General features: G+C 55.2%; 14 protein-coding genes. 3 read left to right on the top strand and 11 right to left on the bottom strand.

The window, feature by feature from the left end; genetic code table 11:
* Positions 1-58: 58 nt before the first annotated feature.
* From ABID47_RS12870 to ABID47_RS12860, 3 genes are all read right to left on the bottom strand, one after another.
* A complete protein-coding gene (locus tag ABID47_RS12870) occupies positions 59-1,483 on the bottom strand; it encodes an NAD-dependent succinate-semialdehyde dehydrogenase (protein WP_354497199.1) in 1,425 nt (474 codons plus the stop codon).
* A gap of 327 nt (positions 1,484-1,810) precedes the next feature.
* Positions 1,811-2,107 (bottom strand): hypothetical protein, encoded by a 297-nt coding sequence (locus ABID47_RS12865; RefSeq protein ID WP_354497197.1) that lies wholly within the window; start codon positions 2,105-2,107, stop codon positions 1,811-1,813.
* 195 nt (positions 2,108-2,302) lie between these two features.
* A complete protein-coding gene (locus tag ABID47_RS12860) occupies positions 2,303-3,562 on the bottom strand; it encodes an MFS transporter (RefSeq protein WP_145135086.1) in 1,260 nt (419 codons plus the stop codon).
* A gap of 346 nt (positions 3,563-3,908) precedes the next feature.
* Here ABID47_RS12860 and ABID47_RS12855 point away from each other — a divergent pair, with 346 nt between their 5' ends.
* The 3 genes from ABID47_RS12855 (at position 3,909) to ABID47_RS12845 (ending at position 6,581) form a co-directional block, all read left to right on the top strand.
* Positions 3,909-4,685, top strand: a complete 777-nt coding sequence (locus ABID47_RS12855; protein ID WP_145948865.1) for an ABC transporter permease — start codon at positions 3,909-3,911, stop codon at positions 4,683-4,685.
* Positions 4,682-5,482: an ABC transporter permease gene (locus ABID47_RS12850; protein ID WP_354497194.1), complete on the top strand. Its 801-nt coding sequence runs from the start codon at positions 4,682-4,684 to the stop codon at positions 5,480-5,482. The genes ABID47_RS12855 and ABID47_RS12850 overlap by 4 nt, the downstream gene beginning before the upstream one ends.
* Before the next feature lie 88 nt (positions 5,483-5,570).
* The gene (locus tag ABID47_RS12845) at positions 5,571-6,581 is read left to right on the top strand and encodes an ABC transporter ATP-binding protein (protein WP_354497317.1); all 1,011 of its coding nucleotides are present in this window, start codon (positions 5,571-5,573) and stop codon (positions 6,579-6,581) included.
* A 99-nt stretch (positions 6,582-6,680) separates the two neighbouring features.
* On the opposite strand, the gene rfbA is transcribed toward ABID47_RS12845, so the two are convergent.
* The 8 genes from rfbA to ABID47_RS12805 form a co-directional block, all read right to left on the bottom strand.
* Positions 6,681-7,568 carry a glucose-1-phosphate thymidylyltransferase RfbA gene (gene rfbA, locus ABID47_RS12840; protein WP_354497192.1) on the bottom strand — a complete coding sequence of 296 codons (888 nt, stop codon included), beginning with the start codon at positions 7,566-7,568 and terminating at the stop codon, positions 6,681-6,683.
* A 59-nt stretch (positions 7,569-7,627) separates the two neighbouring features.
* Positions 7,628-9,811 (bottom strand): right-handed parallel beta-helix repeat-containing protein, encoded by a 2,184-nt coding sequence (locus ABID47_RS12835; protein WP_354497190.1) that lies wholly within the window; start codon positions 9,809-9,811, stop codon positions 7,628-7,630.
* 172 nt (positions 9,812-9,983) lie between these two features.
* Positions 9,984-11,213 (bottom strand): beta 1-4 rhamnosyltransferase Cps2T, encoded by a 1,230-nt coding sequence (gene cps2T / locus ABID47_RS12830; protein WP_354497188.1) that lies wholly within the window; start codon positions 11,211-11,213, stop codon positions 9,984-9,986.
* Positions 11,210-12,619, bottom strand: a complete 1,410-nt coding sequence (locus tag ABID47_RS12825; protein WP_354497186.1) for a glycosyltransferase family 4 protein — start codon at positions 12,617-12,619, stop codon at positions 11,210-11,212. The genes cps2T and ABID47_RS12825 overlap by 4 nt, the downstream gene beginning before the upstream one ends.
* On the bottom strand, positions 12,616-13,836 hold the full coding sequence (locus tag ABID47_RS12820) for an O-antigen ligase family protein (RefSeq protein WP_354497184.1): 1,221 nt from the start codon (positions 13,834-13,836) through the stop codon (positions 12,616-12,618). The genes ABID47_RS12825 and ABID47_RS12820 overlap by 4 nt, the downstream gene beginning before the upstream one ends.
* 1 nt (position 13,837) lies before the next feature.
* Entirely contained in the window at positions 13,838-15,100 is a 1,263-nt protein-coding gene (locus ABID47_RS12815; RefSeq protein ID WP_354497182.1) for a glycosyltransferase family protein, read from the bottom strand.
* On the bottom strand, positions 15,097-16,317 hold the full coding sequence (locus ABID47_RS12810; protein ID WP_354497180.1) for a polysaccharide deacetylase family protein: 1,221 nt from the start codon (positions 16,315-16,317) through the stop codon (positions 15,097-15,099). The genes ABID47_RS12815 and ABID47_RS12810 overlap by 4 nt, the downstream gene beginning before the upstream one ends.
* Before the next feature lie 39 nt (positions 16,318-16,356).
* Positions 16,357-17,478, bottom strand: coding sequence for a GNAT family N-acetyltransferase (locus tag ABID47_RS12805; protein WP_354497178.1), 1,122 nt, complete (start codon positions 17,476-17,478; stop codon positions 16,357-16,359).
* Positions 17,479-17,511 lie beyond the last annotated feature (33 nt).

The raw sequence follows: 17,511 nt of genomic DNA, 5'->3' as shown, positions 1-17,511 counted from the left end.
CATTTCCCGGATGCTGGTGCAGCCCCCAGTCACCGCACGTTTTCGGCAACTCCTCCGGTTAGAGCCGGAGCGATACATATTTGACCTCGAGGTATTCCTCGATGCCGAAATGGCCGCCTTCCCGTCCGAGTCCGCTCTGCTTGAATCCGCCGAACGGAGCCTGCGCCGTGGAAGGCAGCGGATCGTTTACGCCGACGATTCCGTATTCGAGTGCTTCGGCGGCGTACAGCGCCTCCTGGATCCGCTCCGTGAAGACGTAAGCGGCCAGCCCGTAAGGACTACGGTTGGCCCGCTGTACGGCTTCCTCCAGCGTACGGAAGGTCGTAATCGGAGCAAGCGGTCCAAACGTTTCGTGTACCATGCATTCCATGTCGTCCGTCGCCTGTTCAATCACGGTTGGCTGCACGAAGTGTCCGCCGGAATGCTGCAGCGCCTCGCCGCCCGTCACGATGATCCCGCCCTTAGCTTTGGCGTCCTCAATTTGCCGCAGCACTTTGTCCACCGCTTTGGCATTGATGAGCGGACCGATATCCACGCCTTCCTCCATCCCGTTGCCTACCTGAAGCGCGGCCGTTCGTTCCGCCGTTTTGCGGGTGAACTCGCCGGCGATCCGTTCATCCACATACACCCGGTTGGTGCAGACGCAGGTCTGGCCGCCGTTGCGGAACTTGGACTTGATCAGCCCGTCCACCGCTTTGTCCAGATCCGCCGCGGCGGTCACGATAAACGGGGCGTGGCCGCCAAGCTCCAAGGAAATCTTCTTGACGGTTTCGGCCGCTCCCTTCATCAGCTCCTTGCCTACGGCGGTCGAGCCGGTGAAGGAAATTTTGCGCACCCGCTCGTCCTGCTGCCAGCGGCCGGCGATCGCTGCCGCCTCGCCGGTCACCACGTTGATCACGCCTGCCGGAAGTCCGGCGTGGTGTGCGAGCTCAGCGAGCTTCAAGGCCGTATACGGCGTCTCCTCGGACGGCTTGATCACGACGGTGCAGCCGGCGGCCAGCGCCGGCGCAACCTTGCGGGTAATCATCGACGCCGGGAAGTTCCATGGCGTGATCGCCGCAACGACGCCGACCGGCTGCTTCTGCACCCAGATCCGCTGCGAAGCGGACGAGGCCGGTATGCTCTGCCCATAGACGCGCTTGCCCTCCTCCGCGTACCAGGAAATAAAGCTGTTCGCGTAGCCGATTTCGCCGGCGGCTTCCTTCAGCGGCTTGCCCTGCTCCGTCGTCATGATCCGGGCGAGCTCGTCCGTATGCTCTGCGATCAGGCCGTGCCATTTCATCAGCAGCGCTCCCCGCTCGTCCGCCGTGAGCGCGGACCATGCCGGGAATGCTTCATAAGCGGCATCCGCGGCTTCGCCAGCCTCCTTCGCACCGCCGTTCGGTACGGTGCCGATCACGTCACCGGTGGCCGGGTTCAGGACGTCGATGTGCTCCGCGGCATCCTTCCAGGCGCCATTTATATACATTTGGTTGATAAACATAAATGATTCCTCCCTGCTCCTAAATTCACCTCTACTTATTCATTATACCCCCGAATGGAAGGTTCACGCGAAAAGACGGACTTTGATTTAGCCTTGAGGCCATGCTAAATCGTTACCCGGGTGCCTCGTTTGGCGGTTGTGAGGACGCTCCGCGCTCGAATCCTTCCTCCAATCGCTGTTGCCCCCGAATATCCTTGAATCTATTTCAATGGTGGATATTCGGGGACAAAGGCGACCGCTTCGCTTTTCCGGAATGGCTTCGATCTCTCCGCTTCTGCGTGCGTCCGCCTAGCTAAAGCAATAACAACTTCCACCCAATCGGAAGGTTCAAGCGAAAAGCCGGCTTTGCACCAGGCCATCGAGTCGTTCGCTTTGCTGTTGTGACGCGCTGTGTTTGGCGGTTGTGAGGACGCTCTGCGCTCGAATCCTTCCTTCAATCGCTGTTGCCCCCGAATATCCTTGAATCCATTTCAATGGTGGATATTCGGGGACAAAGGCGACCGCTTCGCTTTTCCGGAATGGCTTCGATCTCTCCACTGCTGCGTGCGTCCGCATAACTAAAGCAATAACAACTTCCACCCAATCGGAAGGTTCACGCGAAAATCCGGCTTTGCGCAAGGCCATAGAGAGACGTTCGCCTTGCTGTTGTGACGCGCTGTGCTTGGCGGTTGTGAGGACGCTCCGCGCGTTTGAATAGCTTCAAGCAACAAAAAAACTCCCTCAAGAAGACGGAAGCTCAATTTGCCGTCTTCTTATGGGAGGTACCCTCAACCATTCGCATTCGATTAGGATGAACATTGACCTCTTTTTCTCGAGCCCTCACGAATTCCGCAGAATTTTCCGGCCGAGACTGACCGTCAGCAGCAGCATGCTCAGGCCGACGACGATCTGCACGCCATAGATCCGGGTCCATTCCGGCCAGTGGCCGATGAGCTCGTAAAGATTGCCCCCGATCAGCGGGCCAAAGAACGCTGCGACACCCGTAATCGCCGCGTACATCGCCATATACATCGGACGCTCCGCCTTCGGCGTGTCACCGATCATGAAATTGAACGCCAGCTGGTTGAATCCGCCGACACCGATGCCAAAAATCATGTGTGCCGCAATCAGTACAGGCAGCATCGGCAGCACCGACAGCAGCCCCCAGCACAGGCAGGATAATGCGATGATCGGCAGCGTCCAGAACAGCAGCCTGCGGTTGCTGTGCCGAACGTTCAGATTCCCCCACACATAGAAGCTGGCCATCATGGACACCGTTTGCAGCACGTTCAGCAGCGACAGCTTCTGGTAGTTGATGTGCAGCATTTCCAGCATGACGTACGAATACAGCGGGACAACCAGGTTTTGCAGAAACAGGAATCCGGCCAGGAAGAGCGTCGCCTTCAGAAAAGAAGCGTCGCGCAGCGGTTTTTTCAGCATCGGGATAAAACGCTTCTCCGAGGACCGCTCAAACGGAATGTCCGGATAGAAGAAGAACACGGCGATATTGGCCGCAATGCAGACCCAGACGATGATATAGAGCAGCAGAAATCCCTTTCCGCCCGGCTCATGATCGAGGATGACTCCACCCCCGTACATCACCAGCGTTCCGAGCGCATTCAGAATCGTGTTCCGGATGCCGAAGTACCGTCCTCTGACTTTGGGGTGGACCATATCGCTGATAAGCGAGTTCCACAGAATGCCCCCCAGCGTATTGAACATGAAGGCCACCGTGTACAATACGATAAACGCGGGCACCCAGTATGGCTTCGGGACAATAAACGGCACGAGACCGGTGCTCCCCCAAATGACCCGGTGCACGGCTACGAACAGCACCAGCGTCCACTTCCGGCTGCGCAGCCTCTGGATCAGATACGCGGCAAAAATTTGGACGATATTGACAAAAGTTGTGATCGCCAGCACGAATCCAATCTCACCCGAGCTTGCGCCTAGGTACAGCAGATAACCGGTCAAAAACTGCCCGCCGAGCAGGGTCATAAACATCACGGCCGGGATGCCTTCCAGGCTGGCTACCCTCAGGTTTCTGCGCTGCATGGAAGTCTTGCGGCGGTGCTGCGGCCGCGTCTTGAATGATATCATCGGGTACTCTCCTCCGGTGCCTTCAAACCGAATCATTTTGTCGTTTTCACTTCGTCTTTGCTCCCATTCTACTCGGAAGGAAGGGCAAGTCAATATGCGCCGGACCGCCTCTGTTTACAAAAATAATTGTGGGAAATCACGTGGTAAAAGCGGCAAGAAAGCGTTATAGTGGAATGTCATGACGCTGCATGCCCCATGGCAGCAGACAGCTTATGTACCCGCTTCCCGCCGAAAACTTTTCCTTGTCGCGCTATCCTATTTTTGGTATGATGGAAATCCTTCTCACTCACCCGCCTTGACTGAAGTTGACGGTTCTCGTCGCCACAAAACTTATCGGAGGTGTGTAATGCTTTATTTCTCACTTGCTTCAAAAGCGTATGCGCGCAACCTGCAGTACCGCGGGGCCCATATGCTGCACAACGTTGCAAGCGCCCTGTTCGGCTACCTGTATGCCTGCATCTGGATCGGCATCGGCCAGGACAGGCCGCTCGGCGAATACGGCGTGCACGGGATGATCGGCTACATCGCTTTTACCCAGGCGTCGCTGTGGATTTCCGGATTTACGACCAATGGGCTGGGCATTCCCCAATCGGTCAGGACAGGCCAGATCTCACTGGATCTGATGCGCCCGGTTCATCTGTTCGTTCATTTGATGTGCCGGGAATGGGGTCAAATCGCGTACCAGTTTGTGTACAAGTCCGTTCCGATCTATCTGCTGTACGTCCTCGTATTCTCCCTGTCGCTTCCGCAGCAAGTCACCACCCTGCTTCTGGCACTGGCCGGTTTGGCCGCGGCCGCCTATTTATCGATTTGCATGAATTACATCATCGGGGCTACGGCCTTGTGGACCACGGAATCCAGCTGGCTGTATTGGATGAACCATGCCCTGATCAACCTGCTGGCAGGCTTCTTCATTCCGGTGGAATGGCTGCCGCGCTGGCTGCAAACGGTTTCCTGGCTCTCCCCCTATCCTTACCTGCTGTACGTACCGACCCGGATTTATCTCGGGTTTGAGGATGCCTCCCGGCTGCTGGGCTCTCTCGTATGGTGCGTACTGATGACTCTGGCTTGTCTTGGCGTAACGGCGGTCGTTCGCCGCAAGGTGGAGGTGCAGGGCGGATGAACATTCGGTATTGGCTTCATCTGTATTTCGTATTGATCCGATCCAGCATCCGCAGCGGGATGCAGTATAAGATGAACTTTCTGCTTGGGATGTTGCTGGCCGCTGGAATCCAGATCGCCGAGTTTCTCATGATTGCCATCGTGCTGAACAAGTTCGGTGCGGTGAAGGGCTGGTCGCTCTATGAAGTCGGCTACCTGTTCGCCGTCATGACGCTGTCCAAGGCGCTGTACCGCAGCTTTGCCAATGATGTTCATCATCTCGAGAACTACCTGACGTCAGGCGACCTGGATCAGCTCCTGACCCGGCCCGTCCCTGTTCTGCTTGCCCTGATGTCGCAAAACTTCCGGATGATGCCGGGGGAACTGCTGCAGGGCGGATTTATTCTGACCTGGGCGCTGCACGGGATGATGCACGCCGGGCAAATTACCTGGATAGCGGTTCCCTTCACTTTTCTGGTGATCCTTACGGGAGCAGCCATCCTGTTCGCCATTGGTCTCGCCACCGCTACCGCCGGGTTCTGGCTGACCCGAATCAACGAGCTGCAGACGCTGACAGAAGACGCCTCCCAGACCGGGGTCCGTTACCCGCTGGTCTTGTATCCTGTCTGGCTCCGGTCCATTCTGCTCGTCGTCATTCCCGTCGGTTTTGTCAATTATGTACCTTCGCTGTTTATCCTGCGCGGGGAGCTGGGTGCCTGGGTCCTGCTTGGCATCGTCCTGGTGGCGGCAGTCAGCCTCTTCGCCAGCATGAAATGGTGGACATTCGGCATGTCCCGTTACCAAAGTACCGGAAGCTAGAAAGGAGAAGATCGATATGGGAATCATGACAGAAGCAGCCGTACGAACGGAGTTGGAACGGTCGGCGGATAAGGATCGGCCCCAGCCGATGATTGAAGCCAGGGGGCTGCACAAGCAGTTTAAAACGCCTGTGGTCAAGGAGGGGAGCTTCGCGGGCATCCGAACCTTGTTTACGCGGGAGTACCGCGTCAAGGAAGCGGTGAAAGATATCAGCTTTACGATCAACCAGGGGGATTTTATCGGCTATATCGGGCCGAACGGTGCGGGCAAATCGACGACGATCAAAATGCTGACCGGCATCCTTCATCCGTCATCGGGGGAAGTCCGCATCGCCGGAGTCGATCCTCATCGGCACAGGCGCCGCGTCGTCAGCCGCCTTGGCGTCGTCTTCGGGCAGCGAAGCCAGCTGTGGTGGGATCTGCCGGTCAAAGACTCATACGAAATATTGGCCCATATGTACAAAGTTGGGGACAAGGAGCGGGACCTGCGTCTCGGACAGCTGTCCGAGCTGCTCGGCCTGGGGGAATTTTGGACGACGCCGGTGCGCAAGCTGTCCCTCGGACAGCGGATGCGGGCCGACATCGCGGCCTCGATGCTGCATGATCCGGACGTCCTGTTCATGGATGAGCCGACGATCGGCCTCGACGTCACCGCCAAGCGCAGCATCCGCGATTTTCTGAAGACGCTGAATACCGAGTTCGGCAAGACGATCCTGCTGACCACCCATGACATGGACGACATCGAGCAGCTCTGCGAGCGCGTCATGGTCATCAATCACGGGCAGCTCAGCTATGACGGGACGATCGATGAACTCCGGGAGAAGATCGGTCTTCCGACGACGATCCGGGTAACTTTCGCAGGAGCTTGGTCCATCCCGCTACCGCCAGGTGAGAGCCTCCGGCTCCCGCTTGAAGTTCGCCTCCCCACCGGGGAAGCGTTCCGCGTTGTCGAGACCGGACCCGATTACGTCCGGGTTGAAGCGAACCGCCAGCAGATCCGTGCGGTGGACATTCTGCGCGAAATGTCCGCATGGGGCGAAGCAGCCGACATCCATACGGAAGAGCCGGCGTTTGAGGATGTGATCCATAAAGTTTACTGAGGAAGCAAGGAAAGAGCAGAGCTGCTGGGCCTGCTCCCCATTCACAGCCGGCCCTCTGCCGCAGAGGTGCCGGCTTTTCGTATGTATCCAGCCGATCCATCATTGATAGATGGCTTGGACGTTACCGGCGGCAAGCTGCATGAGATAGGCCCCGTATGCATTTTTGTTCATCCGCTCGGCAAGCCGAGTCAGCTGCTCCCGGTTGATATACCCTTTGGAATAGGAAATTTCCTCAAGGCAGGCCACCTTCAGACTTTGCCTTTTCTCAATCGTCTCAATATATTGGGAAGCCTCCAGCAGCGACTCATGCGTTCCCGAATCAAACCACGAAAAACCGCGGCCCAATATTTCCACACGCAGCTGTCCACGCTCCAGATACATCCGGTTAATATCGGTAATTTCCAGCTCTCCCCTGTCTGATGGTACGATTTGTTTGGCGTAATCCACAACGTTCCGGTCATAAAAATACAGCCCGGTCACCGCGTAATTGGACCTCGGCTCTGCCGGCTTCTCTTGAATGGAAACGGCCCGCCCGTCTGCATCGAACTCCACTACGCCGAATCGGCCGGGATCCTGCACATGGTAGCCGAAGATCGTGGCACCCTGCTCCCGCTGGACCGCCGTCTGCAGCATTTCCGTCAGTCCATGGCCGTGGAACAAATTATCTCCCAGGATCAAAGCCACGCTGTCCCCGCCGATGAACTTCTCGCCGATGATGAACGACTCCGCAAGCCCGTTCGGCTGTTCCTGCACTGCATAAGACAGCCGGATTCCGAGCTGCTCACCTGTGCCGAACAGCTCTTCAAACCGGGGAGTGTCCTGCGGCGTCGATATGATCAGAATATCCCGGATCCCCGCAAGCATAAGAACGGACAACGGGTAATATATCATCGGTTTGTCATAAATCGGCAGCAGCTGCTTGGAAATGATTCTGGTGAGCGGATACAGCCTGGTGCCGCTGCCCCCTGCCAAAATGATGCCTTTCACTTGCGAACAACCCCTCTCTCTACCATCATATGATCTGCACACCACAGGACATCCCTTGATTATGGGTTCACACTAACGATATTACCGCTGAAATCTCTCCAGTTTGCGCCGTCGTAATAGACCGGCTTTTTCCGAACGGTATCGTAGTATGTGTCGCCTTCGACCGGGGTTTTCGACACTTCGGTGCTTCTTTTCAAATTGATGAACTTATCCTTCAGCACGACCTCCGCGTACTTGCCGTTGGAATTATTCGGTTTACCGCGGTAGAACAGCCTTCCCGTTTGGGTCTGATAGCTGAAAAATCCCGGCGCATAGTCACCGGACGGGAACCCGGAGGTGCTCTTCTCATCCAGAACGAGCGGGGTCAGCATCGTTTTATCGTATCCTTTATAAAACAACGCCCGCTTGCTGTGGTTATACCATACGGTTCCGGGGTCCACCCCTGTCATGACACCGTTGTTGACGTCGCCCGGCAAGGACGAAAACCGTACGAAAGGGGTCCGTTCGGCAATTTGGTGCCCGGCCCAGGCCAAATCGGCTTCCACATGGTCGTCAATCAATAAATTTTGGGGATTGATATTGCCCCGGATCAGATGGCGGCCTTCCACTACAGAGATGGCTTTTACGATATTTTTTCGACCGGGTCTCGTGTCCATGAGCAGATTCCCTTGAATCAGGCAGCAGTCGGCATTGAACAAATTAATCCCGCAGATCTGGTCATGATTGGTCGCGGGGCTCAGGTCAAGGTTGTTCCAGTTCAAGATCCGGTTGCTCGTGATGATGATATTCTGGCACCGGGACTCTGGATATTTCGGTCCGTTGACCAGTGCAATCCCGGAGGTAGGCACATTCTCGATCGAATTGCCGTCGATAATGACGTCCTTCGTCGCAAAAATGTTGATCGCCCCGAAGCTGTACTCCTTCATCGCGGGCGCACTGATGCTGTTCCCCTCGATCACGCCCTGCCTGACACCCCAAAATTCGATCCCGTTATACCGGTTATTGATGCAAATATTGTTTACGACCGTTATATCATAGGTTTCGTATTGTTTGGAAGCAAACGCCGTAATCCCTTCCTGCCCGTTCCCGATCACGATATTGCCTGCGGCAATGTTGCTGAAGCAGGCCCGGGACGCAGCGTCCGCAATCCCTGTATTGGTGTCGAAGCAGATGCCCTGACCGCCGCAGTTTTCCACATAGTTATTGACGATTTGGCAGTAGCTGGAGGAGGAAATATTGATTCCCGTATTGCTGTTCGGATCTGCGCCGTTGAACAAGGTCTGATTTCGGATCTGGTTGCCCTGAACGAGCATACGGGTACAATCGTTAAGGTATATGAATCGTTCGTCCTTGTTGGCGGACTCCACGATGCGGTTATCCATAAGCTGTCCGTCTTCGGACTGGTAGATATGCCATCCCTCCACATTTTGACGAACTCGGAGGTTCCGGATAACAAAATCCGAACTGGATAGGATGTTCAAGCTGATGGGCCCTTCAAGGTCGGCTACCTCGAATCCGGCTGCTCCGGAAGCGGTCAGTTTTGCATCCTGACCCGCGGTAAACGGCTCCAGTACTGCGCCCTTCTCTCCTCTCAGCTTCATACGGTTCTGAAGCTTGATCTCCCTGATTTTGTACGTTCCTGCAGGCAGGACCACGGTCGCCCCCGAACCGTCCGCTGCGTTGACGGCGGCCTGAATGCCGGCTGAATCGTCCGCGTTCCCGTCGGCAGCCGCTCCGAACCACTGCGGATAATATTCGGCCAGCGCCCCTTTCACGATGCCTGAACCTGTAAAGATGGGGTACAATCCGGCCTCCACGCCGCCGTTAATGGTCAGCACTTTTCCTTGTGCGATGTTCAGCCGAGCCCCGTTCATCAAGCGAAGGGTAATGCCCGGATCCACCACCGTATCGGCCGGGATCGGATAATCTCCCGCGGGGACTACGAGCACGCCACCCCCTTGGGCCTTCAACCGGCTCAGGGCATCAGCGAAGCCTGCGGCGGCAGGGACGCTCAGCCAGGATAAACCGAGCTTGTCGGCAGTGACCGAATGTTCGGCGATTTTGGTCGTCACCACAGCCCCATCCACCAGATTGGACGTCCCCACCGAGTTCAGCGGAAGATTCCCGCTTGTCGCTTCAGCCGCCGATATGGAAGCGATTTTCTTCTCCGGCTTGGCGCGGCCCCTGTTTCCCCGCTGCCCTATCCCCTTCTTGTGCCGATGCCTATCAAAAAGACGACCCATAGGCAAAACCTCCCCATCAACGAATGTCAAGTCCAATGCTATTGTATTCGGGGCAGACTTGCTTAGCTTTGGACATTTCCCTAGGGCCGCTTGCCTATTTTACTTGCCGCAGGTTCCATTTAGCCAAGCGCTGTACCCTGACGAATGGGCCCAGTTTACTTCACAATTTACTTCACAAAGGTGTGGTCGTCCCTTTGGTGCGCGCCAGCCGGCGTCCGCCCGCCTGCTTCGCCGGCACATAATCGTTCCCTTGAAACAGCGTTTCGTAGGATTGCACGATAAGATCCCACGAATATAAGCTCCGGATCCGGTGCTTCGCCCGTTCCCCAAGCTCCTCCAGCTCTTCATGACTCCACGATTCAGCCTCATCAATCAGCCTGCTCAAGGCGCCGGATTCATTCGAAAAATAGTGACAGCTCTCCCCGCCGACTTCCCGGTTGAATACGACGTCAAACAAAAGGTTCAGACGTGTCGATGCCAGCGATTCCAACAGGGACGGGTTCGTTCCGCCCACTTCATGACCATGGCAGTATCCGTATGCCTGCTCCCGGATCTTTTTCAAGAGTGGCTGCTCGTAGACGGTTCCTACAAATTTGATCCGCGGATCCGAATCGAAACCCGTTCTTAGCCTCAGCTCGTCATAAAACGGCTGCTGCTGGGCCCCCGTCACAATGACCAGGTCTTTGGCGGTGCCCGACTTCATAAACTCGCGGATCATCAATTCATAGTTGTTCTCCGGAACAAAGCGGCCGATGACCAAATAATATCCGTATTTGGACAATCCGAACCGGTTCATCCAATCCGTAAACCGGTGATCCTCATCGTCCAGCGGCGACGGCGTCACGTCCGCCCCGTAGGCGATAAAGGTGGTATTCGGCTCATACCGGGCGTACATGTCATGAATGTACTGCTCGATCCCGCGGGAATCGCAAACGAGAAGATCCGCGTGCTTCACCATCAGGCGCTCGGACCATTTCCAGTAGCGTTTGACGGGTGCGCTCCATTTTCCCCGCTTCCATTCATGACCATCAGGATTGACGAACACAGCAACCCCCAGCTTTTCGAGCTGCCTTTTTAGAATATAGAAAACAGGGCCGATCCGGCAGGCCAATACATAAACGATGCTGTTCTCAAGTCGATGGGTTTTGATATATTTCACGCACTCCAGCAAGCTGAGCACATCGTAGACGACCGCCCTTGCACTTCCCATCTTCGGTGTATGCACCGGAAAGCAGCGCGCATCCTGATACACAAATTCCTCTGCTTTGCGGTCGGACAGGCAGGCGACATGATACTTTGTATCCCGGTCGGTCTTTCTTCCGGTCAGCTGGTCGACGAAGGTCTCAAACCCGCCGTACTTCGCCGGTATTCCTTTCGAGCCAACGATAAACACGTGCTTCATTTGACCACGACCTCTTCTCCGATTTGAAGATACCATTCATAGATATCCTGGGCATGGCGCTTCATGGACAAGTCCAGTTCGCTGTTCACGATGCTGCGGTTCGCCGCGGCGAGCAAATGCCGATTGGTCAGCAGGTGCGTAAGACGCTGCGCCAGATCCGCGGGATCAGGCTCAAAAATCCATCCGTTGACTCCGTCTGCGATCATATCCTTCACGCCCGCCTGTCTGGAGACCAGCACCGGTACCCCGTGCGACAGCCCTTCCAGCCCGACGAAACCGAACGTTTCCTTCCATACGCTGGGGACGATCAGCAGATCGGTTTCCGCGAAAATACCGGCAATCTGATCCGGTTCGTAGCGGCCATGAAAAGTACAGTGCTCGGCAGGGGGTGCCGATGCCGGGATGCCGTCATTTCCGTAAACGTGAAGATGCCAATGGCCCGCATGGGTATCCGGCAGTTGATCCAGCGCCTCCTGCAGCAGAAAAAATCCTTTATAGCGGTCAACCGGACCCAAATAAGCGATGCGCAGGGGTTCATCCGCGGAAGGAAATGATTTTAAGACTCTCCGGTCGGCCATATGCCGGTGGCGGATGGACAGGACCTTTCCTTTCACGTTCAGGTAAGCCGTAAAAATCTCCTTGGCCACCTGGCTGTTGAAATGAAATTCGTCGATCATTTGATACATTTCCAGGTAATAGCTTCTGAGCTCTTTGTATTCGTTGGCCCGTTCCGGATGAATCATAGGCTTGGAATCCCCCGCTTTCCTAGGCATATGGCTGGAAGTGCTGGAAGTGCTGGAAGTTCGTTTTTTCACGGCCCTGCGGGCCTTTTGCAAAATCCGGCTGTTTTTCAAGCGCCTGTAGCTGTAGGACTGCATCATGTAAATCATGTGCGGCGAATACGCATGCTGGTTGCAGGAAATGCAGCTCTTTCCCTGGTCAAAATCGTCGCAGTGGTCTCCTGCCGCATTCAGGAGGTTGACCTTGGGGCAGATGCCGAAGTAGTCGTGCGACGTATACACCGTCCGGATTCCCAGCGCTTTGGCCGCCTCCAAGAGTTCTTTATGGATTCCCATCAAAGTGTGAAAATGGATCAGATCCGGTTGTACTTCCCGGAGCAGCTTAAGGAATACCTCAGGATCTCCGGCTCGGGAAAATGCGGGTGGGCGGCCGATCCCTCCGAGAAGGGGAACCGGAAGCGGATTGATGATCTCGTATACGCCGATGCCCTCATACGGAGGGTTTGGCTTTGTTTTCATTTTTCCGGACCATGTATAACGCCCCGGATACAGCAAGCTGACTTCATGCCCCTGCTGCAGCTGGGACAGCATGAGATCTACGCTGTATTTCGTCAGTCCGCCTGTTCGGTATGGGGGCAATCCGAGGGTGACATGCAGCAGTTTCATGACTTCAACTCCAAGGTCCCCGTGCTCTGAACGCCTGCGGCGGGCAGATTCTCAGCAGGAACAAGATTTGGGCTGCGGCTGTGCCGAAGCAAATAGGGATTGGCTATGATGCCATACACAATCCAATTGACCGGGTTCGTAAAATATCCGCCGGCGATTTGGTAGCTGACAATAAAGAAGAGAAGCGCGTATTTCAATATTTTTTCTTCCGGACGAACCGGAAGGACTAATGAGAGGAAGAAGACAGCGAGGAGAAGGAGCATCAGCCACCCTCCCTCGGCCAAGGCGTACATGAAGGAGTTGGAGATGACATCCACCAGCCCGAAGCCGGCATAGGTGTTATGGATCGTGTCCGTGTTCAGATTGCCGAAGCCGATGCCGAAATAATGCGTGTCCAGCAGCATCTGTTTCATGACGCGAAAGCTGACGTTAAACCGGTAGACGACCGACCCGTCATTTCCGTTCACGATATCGTTAAAGCGGAGATAGAAGCTGTTATTGCTGTTCACGACCGCCAGCACACTAAGAGCCGCCAGAAAGATCAGGGCAATCAGCCCGAGCACCCGGACTGTGCTGAAGTTTTCCTTCAAATAAAATAAGTACATCACGACACAGGCCAGAGACAGGCTGAACATCCCTCCCATGCCGGCCGAGAGCACCACGATGACCAGATTCGCGCCGATCAGCGCAAAGTGGAGAAGATTCCTGGACCCTGATTTTTCCCGCAGGGCAAAGAAAACGAGCAGCAGAACCAGCAAGGCGGCATGAAAAGAGGCTTCGCTCGGTTCGAAGTACAGAAGCGACAGCCTCGTTTTTTGATAAATATTGACCGTTTCGTCCAATCTCCACAGCCACTGCGTTTTAAACGCCAGGCTGACGGCAAGAAGGAATACATGAAGCAGGGAGGAATAGACGGCCATTTTTCTCCATACCGGTAATGGAATTTTCGATTCCTTGATTTGGATGAATAAAAAGACGTTCAGAAAGATTTTCGCGACGTTAATAACCAGTCTTGGAATCTCGATCTGGTCGTTCAGTACGATCTGCAGCAGCGCATACAGGACGACAAGGTAAATGTAACCCAGTGCTTTGACCGTCAGCCGTTTGTTTTTATAGATATCCACGAAAATCAGGACAAGGCTGAGAAAGTACAGCAGGTCCAAATTGGCGGACAGCAGTTCATGCAGCACGTAGGAACACGACAACATCAGCGCCATTTTATACCCTCTTTACTCTTTTTTGCGTCGCTCCACGAATGTGCTCCCCAATCATGGCCAGAAGCTGCTCCGCCTGGTTCGTACGGGAAAAGGCTGACCGGCCGGAGAAATCGAACTCCCTGGCGATCAAGTCCGCCAAACCATCGGCCACGCTGTCCCGGTGATGGCCCGCGCAGATGCCGTACCGGCCGTGGACCAATTCCACCAGCTCCCGGTCGGCCGTAACCGCCAGGATCGGCTTGCACGCCCCGATATATTCAAAGGTTTTGCCCGGGATGGCATAATCGCTGCCCTTGGTATGCGTAAGAGTGACCGCTACGTCCGCTTCTTTCAGCAGAGACGCCGCCGCCTCATGCTTGACGCTTCCTACGATCTCCACCGTAACCCCGTCACCTGTCATATTCACATTGGATAGATCCCTGGCCGCCTGCTGGTCAAGCAGCCCCGCAACTTTCAGCTTGATCCGTATGCCGGTCCTCTCGTGAAACAGCTGCAGCCCCTCGATCAATGCATGTATATTTCGTCCTTTATAGATGGAGCCAATATGAGCCACGGTCAGCTCGCGAACATTGTCGGAAATACGTTGATATACGCAGTTTTGGAACGGTTCCTCGTCGTATCCGTTGCGGATCAGCCGTATAGACGGCCGTTCTTGCCCAATTTCATAATGCTGCCGGATCCCCTGGGACACGGCCACGATTGCGTCGGCCAGCCGAGGGATCATCCTCTCCGCCCTGCGGTAGGCCTGACGGGGCTGACCTTCCCCGATGTTATGGTTGATGATATCCCTGATCTCGATCACTACCGGAATGCCCGGCGCTTTGCGTTTGATGTGGTCAATGATGTACAGTCCGTACACATCCGGTATCGTCAAAAATACGGCTGATACCTCGTTCTGCTCCAGGCATGCGTCCAGCTCGCGGAAGAGGCGGATGTTCATGCGCCTGAAAGCATAAGAGCTGTACTTATAGTTCCTCCATGCCGTGATCGTCCATTTGTTTCTGAGCACACCTTCAATAAGCTGCTTGATTCCCCGGCCGGAAGGCTCCCCGCCAACCATCGTCTGCGTAAAGGTACTGCTGGGCGTATCGTATTTGTAATTGACAGCGGCAAACCGGCTCGGCGCCGGGCCGTATTTCCGGTCGTTCACGACGATCAGGCGGTATTGTTCCATAAAATGCTTCATCAATCCGGCATACCGGACCGATGCGACCACCGGCGCGCCTTCGATATAATCCGAGATGACGATCATCGTCTGCTTCATCTGATTTCACCTTCCCGAATGAAATATTCCCCTTTCATGACCGGAAGGTTCGCAATCCCGGCTGTTACCCGGACTGCCGTGCCGTCGGGCAGCAGGATGCTTGCAGGATTGGACGGGTCCAGCTTCAGCGAGAGAATGCCGCCGGTTCCGTATCTGGATTCGTGTTCCAGGGTAAACATCCTTTCCTCACCCGGATAAGTCACGACCTGCACGTGATCCCGGAGGTTCACGTAATCGGCAAGCTCCGAACCGGTGCAGTACCATACGTTTTTCCCCTCCAAATAATGAAAGATCGCCTGCAGGCTGCCGCAGTCGTCAAAAATGTTGGGGGACTGCCTCTTCCCATCGTCGCGTGCGGGGGAAATATGCTCCTGAATCCCGATGACCAGCCTGTTCTCCAGCAAATAATCCAGCTCCCGGAGCTTCCAGCGGCGAAGCGGCGTCTTTAAGAACCGTTTGGCCATCCCCTTCAAGGAAGCTTCCGGCCGGTAAATCCCATTCAGCAGCCCTCCGTCCACCGTCGAGGGAATGTCGATTACGCCGCTTTCGCCAAAGCGTTTAATGTCGTAGTTGGTGAGCGGATCTGGATCCCCGCCGCTGATCCGTTTCATCGCAGGGTCTCCCGCCCCCCGGTTCCAGTATCTGCACCACCAAATGAACCCCGCCCGATCAATGCTTTCATCCGAGCAGTCGTTGCCGGCGTACCCGCAGTATTTGCCGCCTTTCGGCCTTTCGCCGACGGCATCGGCATAGACCGATATCCCTTCCAAGGTACGTTCCAATGCTTCTTCGGCGCTCTCGAACAGCTCCCATTCCTGTACAAAATCCTCCGGATTTGGTCCCGTTCGGCCATGGGTCGTACCATGATAGGCGAGTTCATAGCCCGGGTGCCGGTGAATGCCGCGGAAGAAAGCCCTGCTCTCCTCGTCGGCGTTGATCGGGCGGGAGGTTTGCCTGCACACCGGGTGATCGGACATACCGGCCCGGACCCCTACCGGAACGAAGAAGGTTACCTTGACCTGCGGAAAATGCCGCAGGATTTGCTCATTCAAGTACCGGAAGGATGAGTTTTCTCCATTTTTGCAGTAACCCCAATCCTCCTCCAGATCGGGAATTCCGTTATGGTTGACGTCCACCCACGTATTGGCCAGATCATCGATCATAAAGAAAACAGGCGAATCGGCGCCGTTAAACCATTTGCATTTCTCCAAGTGCATGACGATTTTCCCCTTATCCCTTTCCTTCACCCTGCTGCATCAGGAATGCACAGCGGTTTTCCGGTTCAGGTACTTCAAAATTCCCTTCCCCTTGACCAGCATTCGGTACAGCCTGGTGTGAAGGCGGTCATTGTTCCACATTTGCAGCGAATACATGACGGTAAATTGATTGGTCCACCGGAACTTCCACGGGTACGAACCGGCGCCCAGATCGATGTCCGTCACCTGCCCCTGCTCGATCAGCCGGCGGATCGTTTCCAGCATCAGTACGTCGAAGACGCCGTATTTCGCATAATCGGGGGAATACCCGGTATTCCAGCCGTACAGCTTTCCCCTGTGCAGAAAAAACAGCTGGTAGGCGATCATCACGTTCGAGTCCTCAAGCTCGAGGAAGGACGCAATGACCTGGTCGTTGTTCATAAATACCCGCTTGTAAAACTCCTCGTTCTTCTGGTCTTCAAACAGGCTTCTGCGGTCGATCCTTCCCCTTTGCTCGTGCAGATACGCCTTCTCCTGCTTGTGAACATTGGAGATCCGGTCATAAATATCCCCGCTTTGCCGGCAGTCCACCATTTTGAACTGATAATCGGTCTCCTGCTGGAGCTTCCTAAGCTTCTTTTTCGCCTTGGCATTGATTCCGCTCGTGTCCCACCCGACTGTGGTATCCCATCCGCCGATCCGGATGCTCGGACAGGAGGTGAGGTACTTGATGCTCGGATTGTACCTGTCATGGCGCAGTAAAAAGTGAAGCAGCGACGTGTCGGTTGCAAGGTGCGTCAATTCGATTTTGTCCCACAGGTCGGAATGGTCCTCGATGGCTTTGAAAATTTCCTTGATAATCGCAGCCGGACTGCCCTTTTGGGAATGGAGGATGAAATTGAAATAATCGCCCTTACCCATAAATCCGAGCACACGGCATTTCACGATTTTTTTATCCACCGTACGGATGACAAGCGGAGCGATGCCGACCATTTCGTTGTCCCGGCTGCAGCAAATAATGAACAGCTTGTTGTTCCGGTCCTCTCCAAAGGTCAGCCACCATGCGTAGTTATATTGAAAGGTGCTGTAGTAGGTCAATTCGTCGTCCAGCTCCTGCAAGCGCTCCCAATCCTCTTGAATGCTAAGGAATCCATCGGTATCGGTAACAATTTTTATACTCATGGTTCCAGTTAAACTCCTTTATCCTTGAGTCAG

This window comes from Paenibacillus favisporus, from assembly GCF_040545415.1.
Taxonomy (GTDB): domain Bacteria; phylum Bacillota; class Bacilli; order Paenibacillales; family Paenibacillaceae; genus Paenibacillus_AQ; species Paenibacillus_AQ favisporus.
Note: the sequence above shows the minus strand (reverse complement) of the source record. Positions and strands in the feature narration are given on the sequence as shown.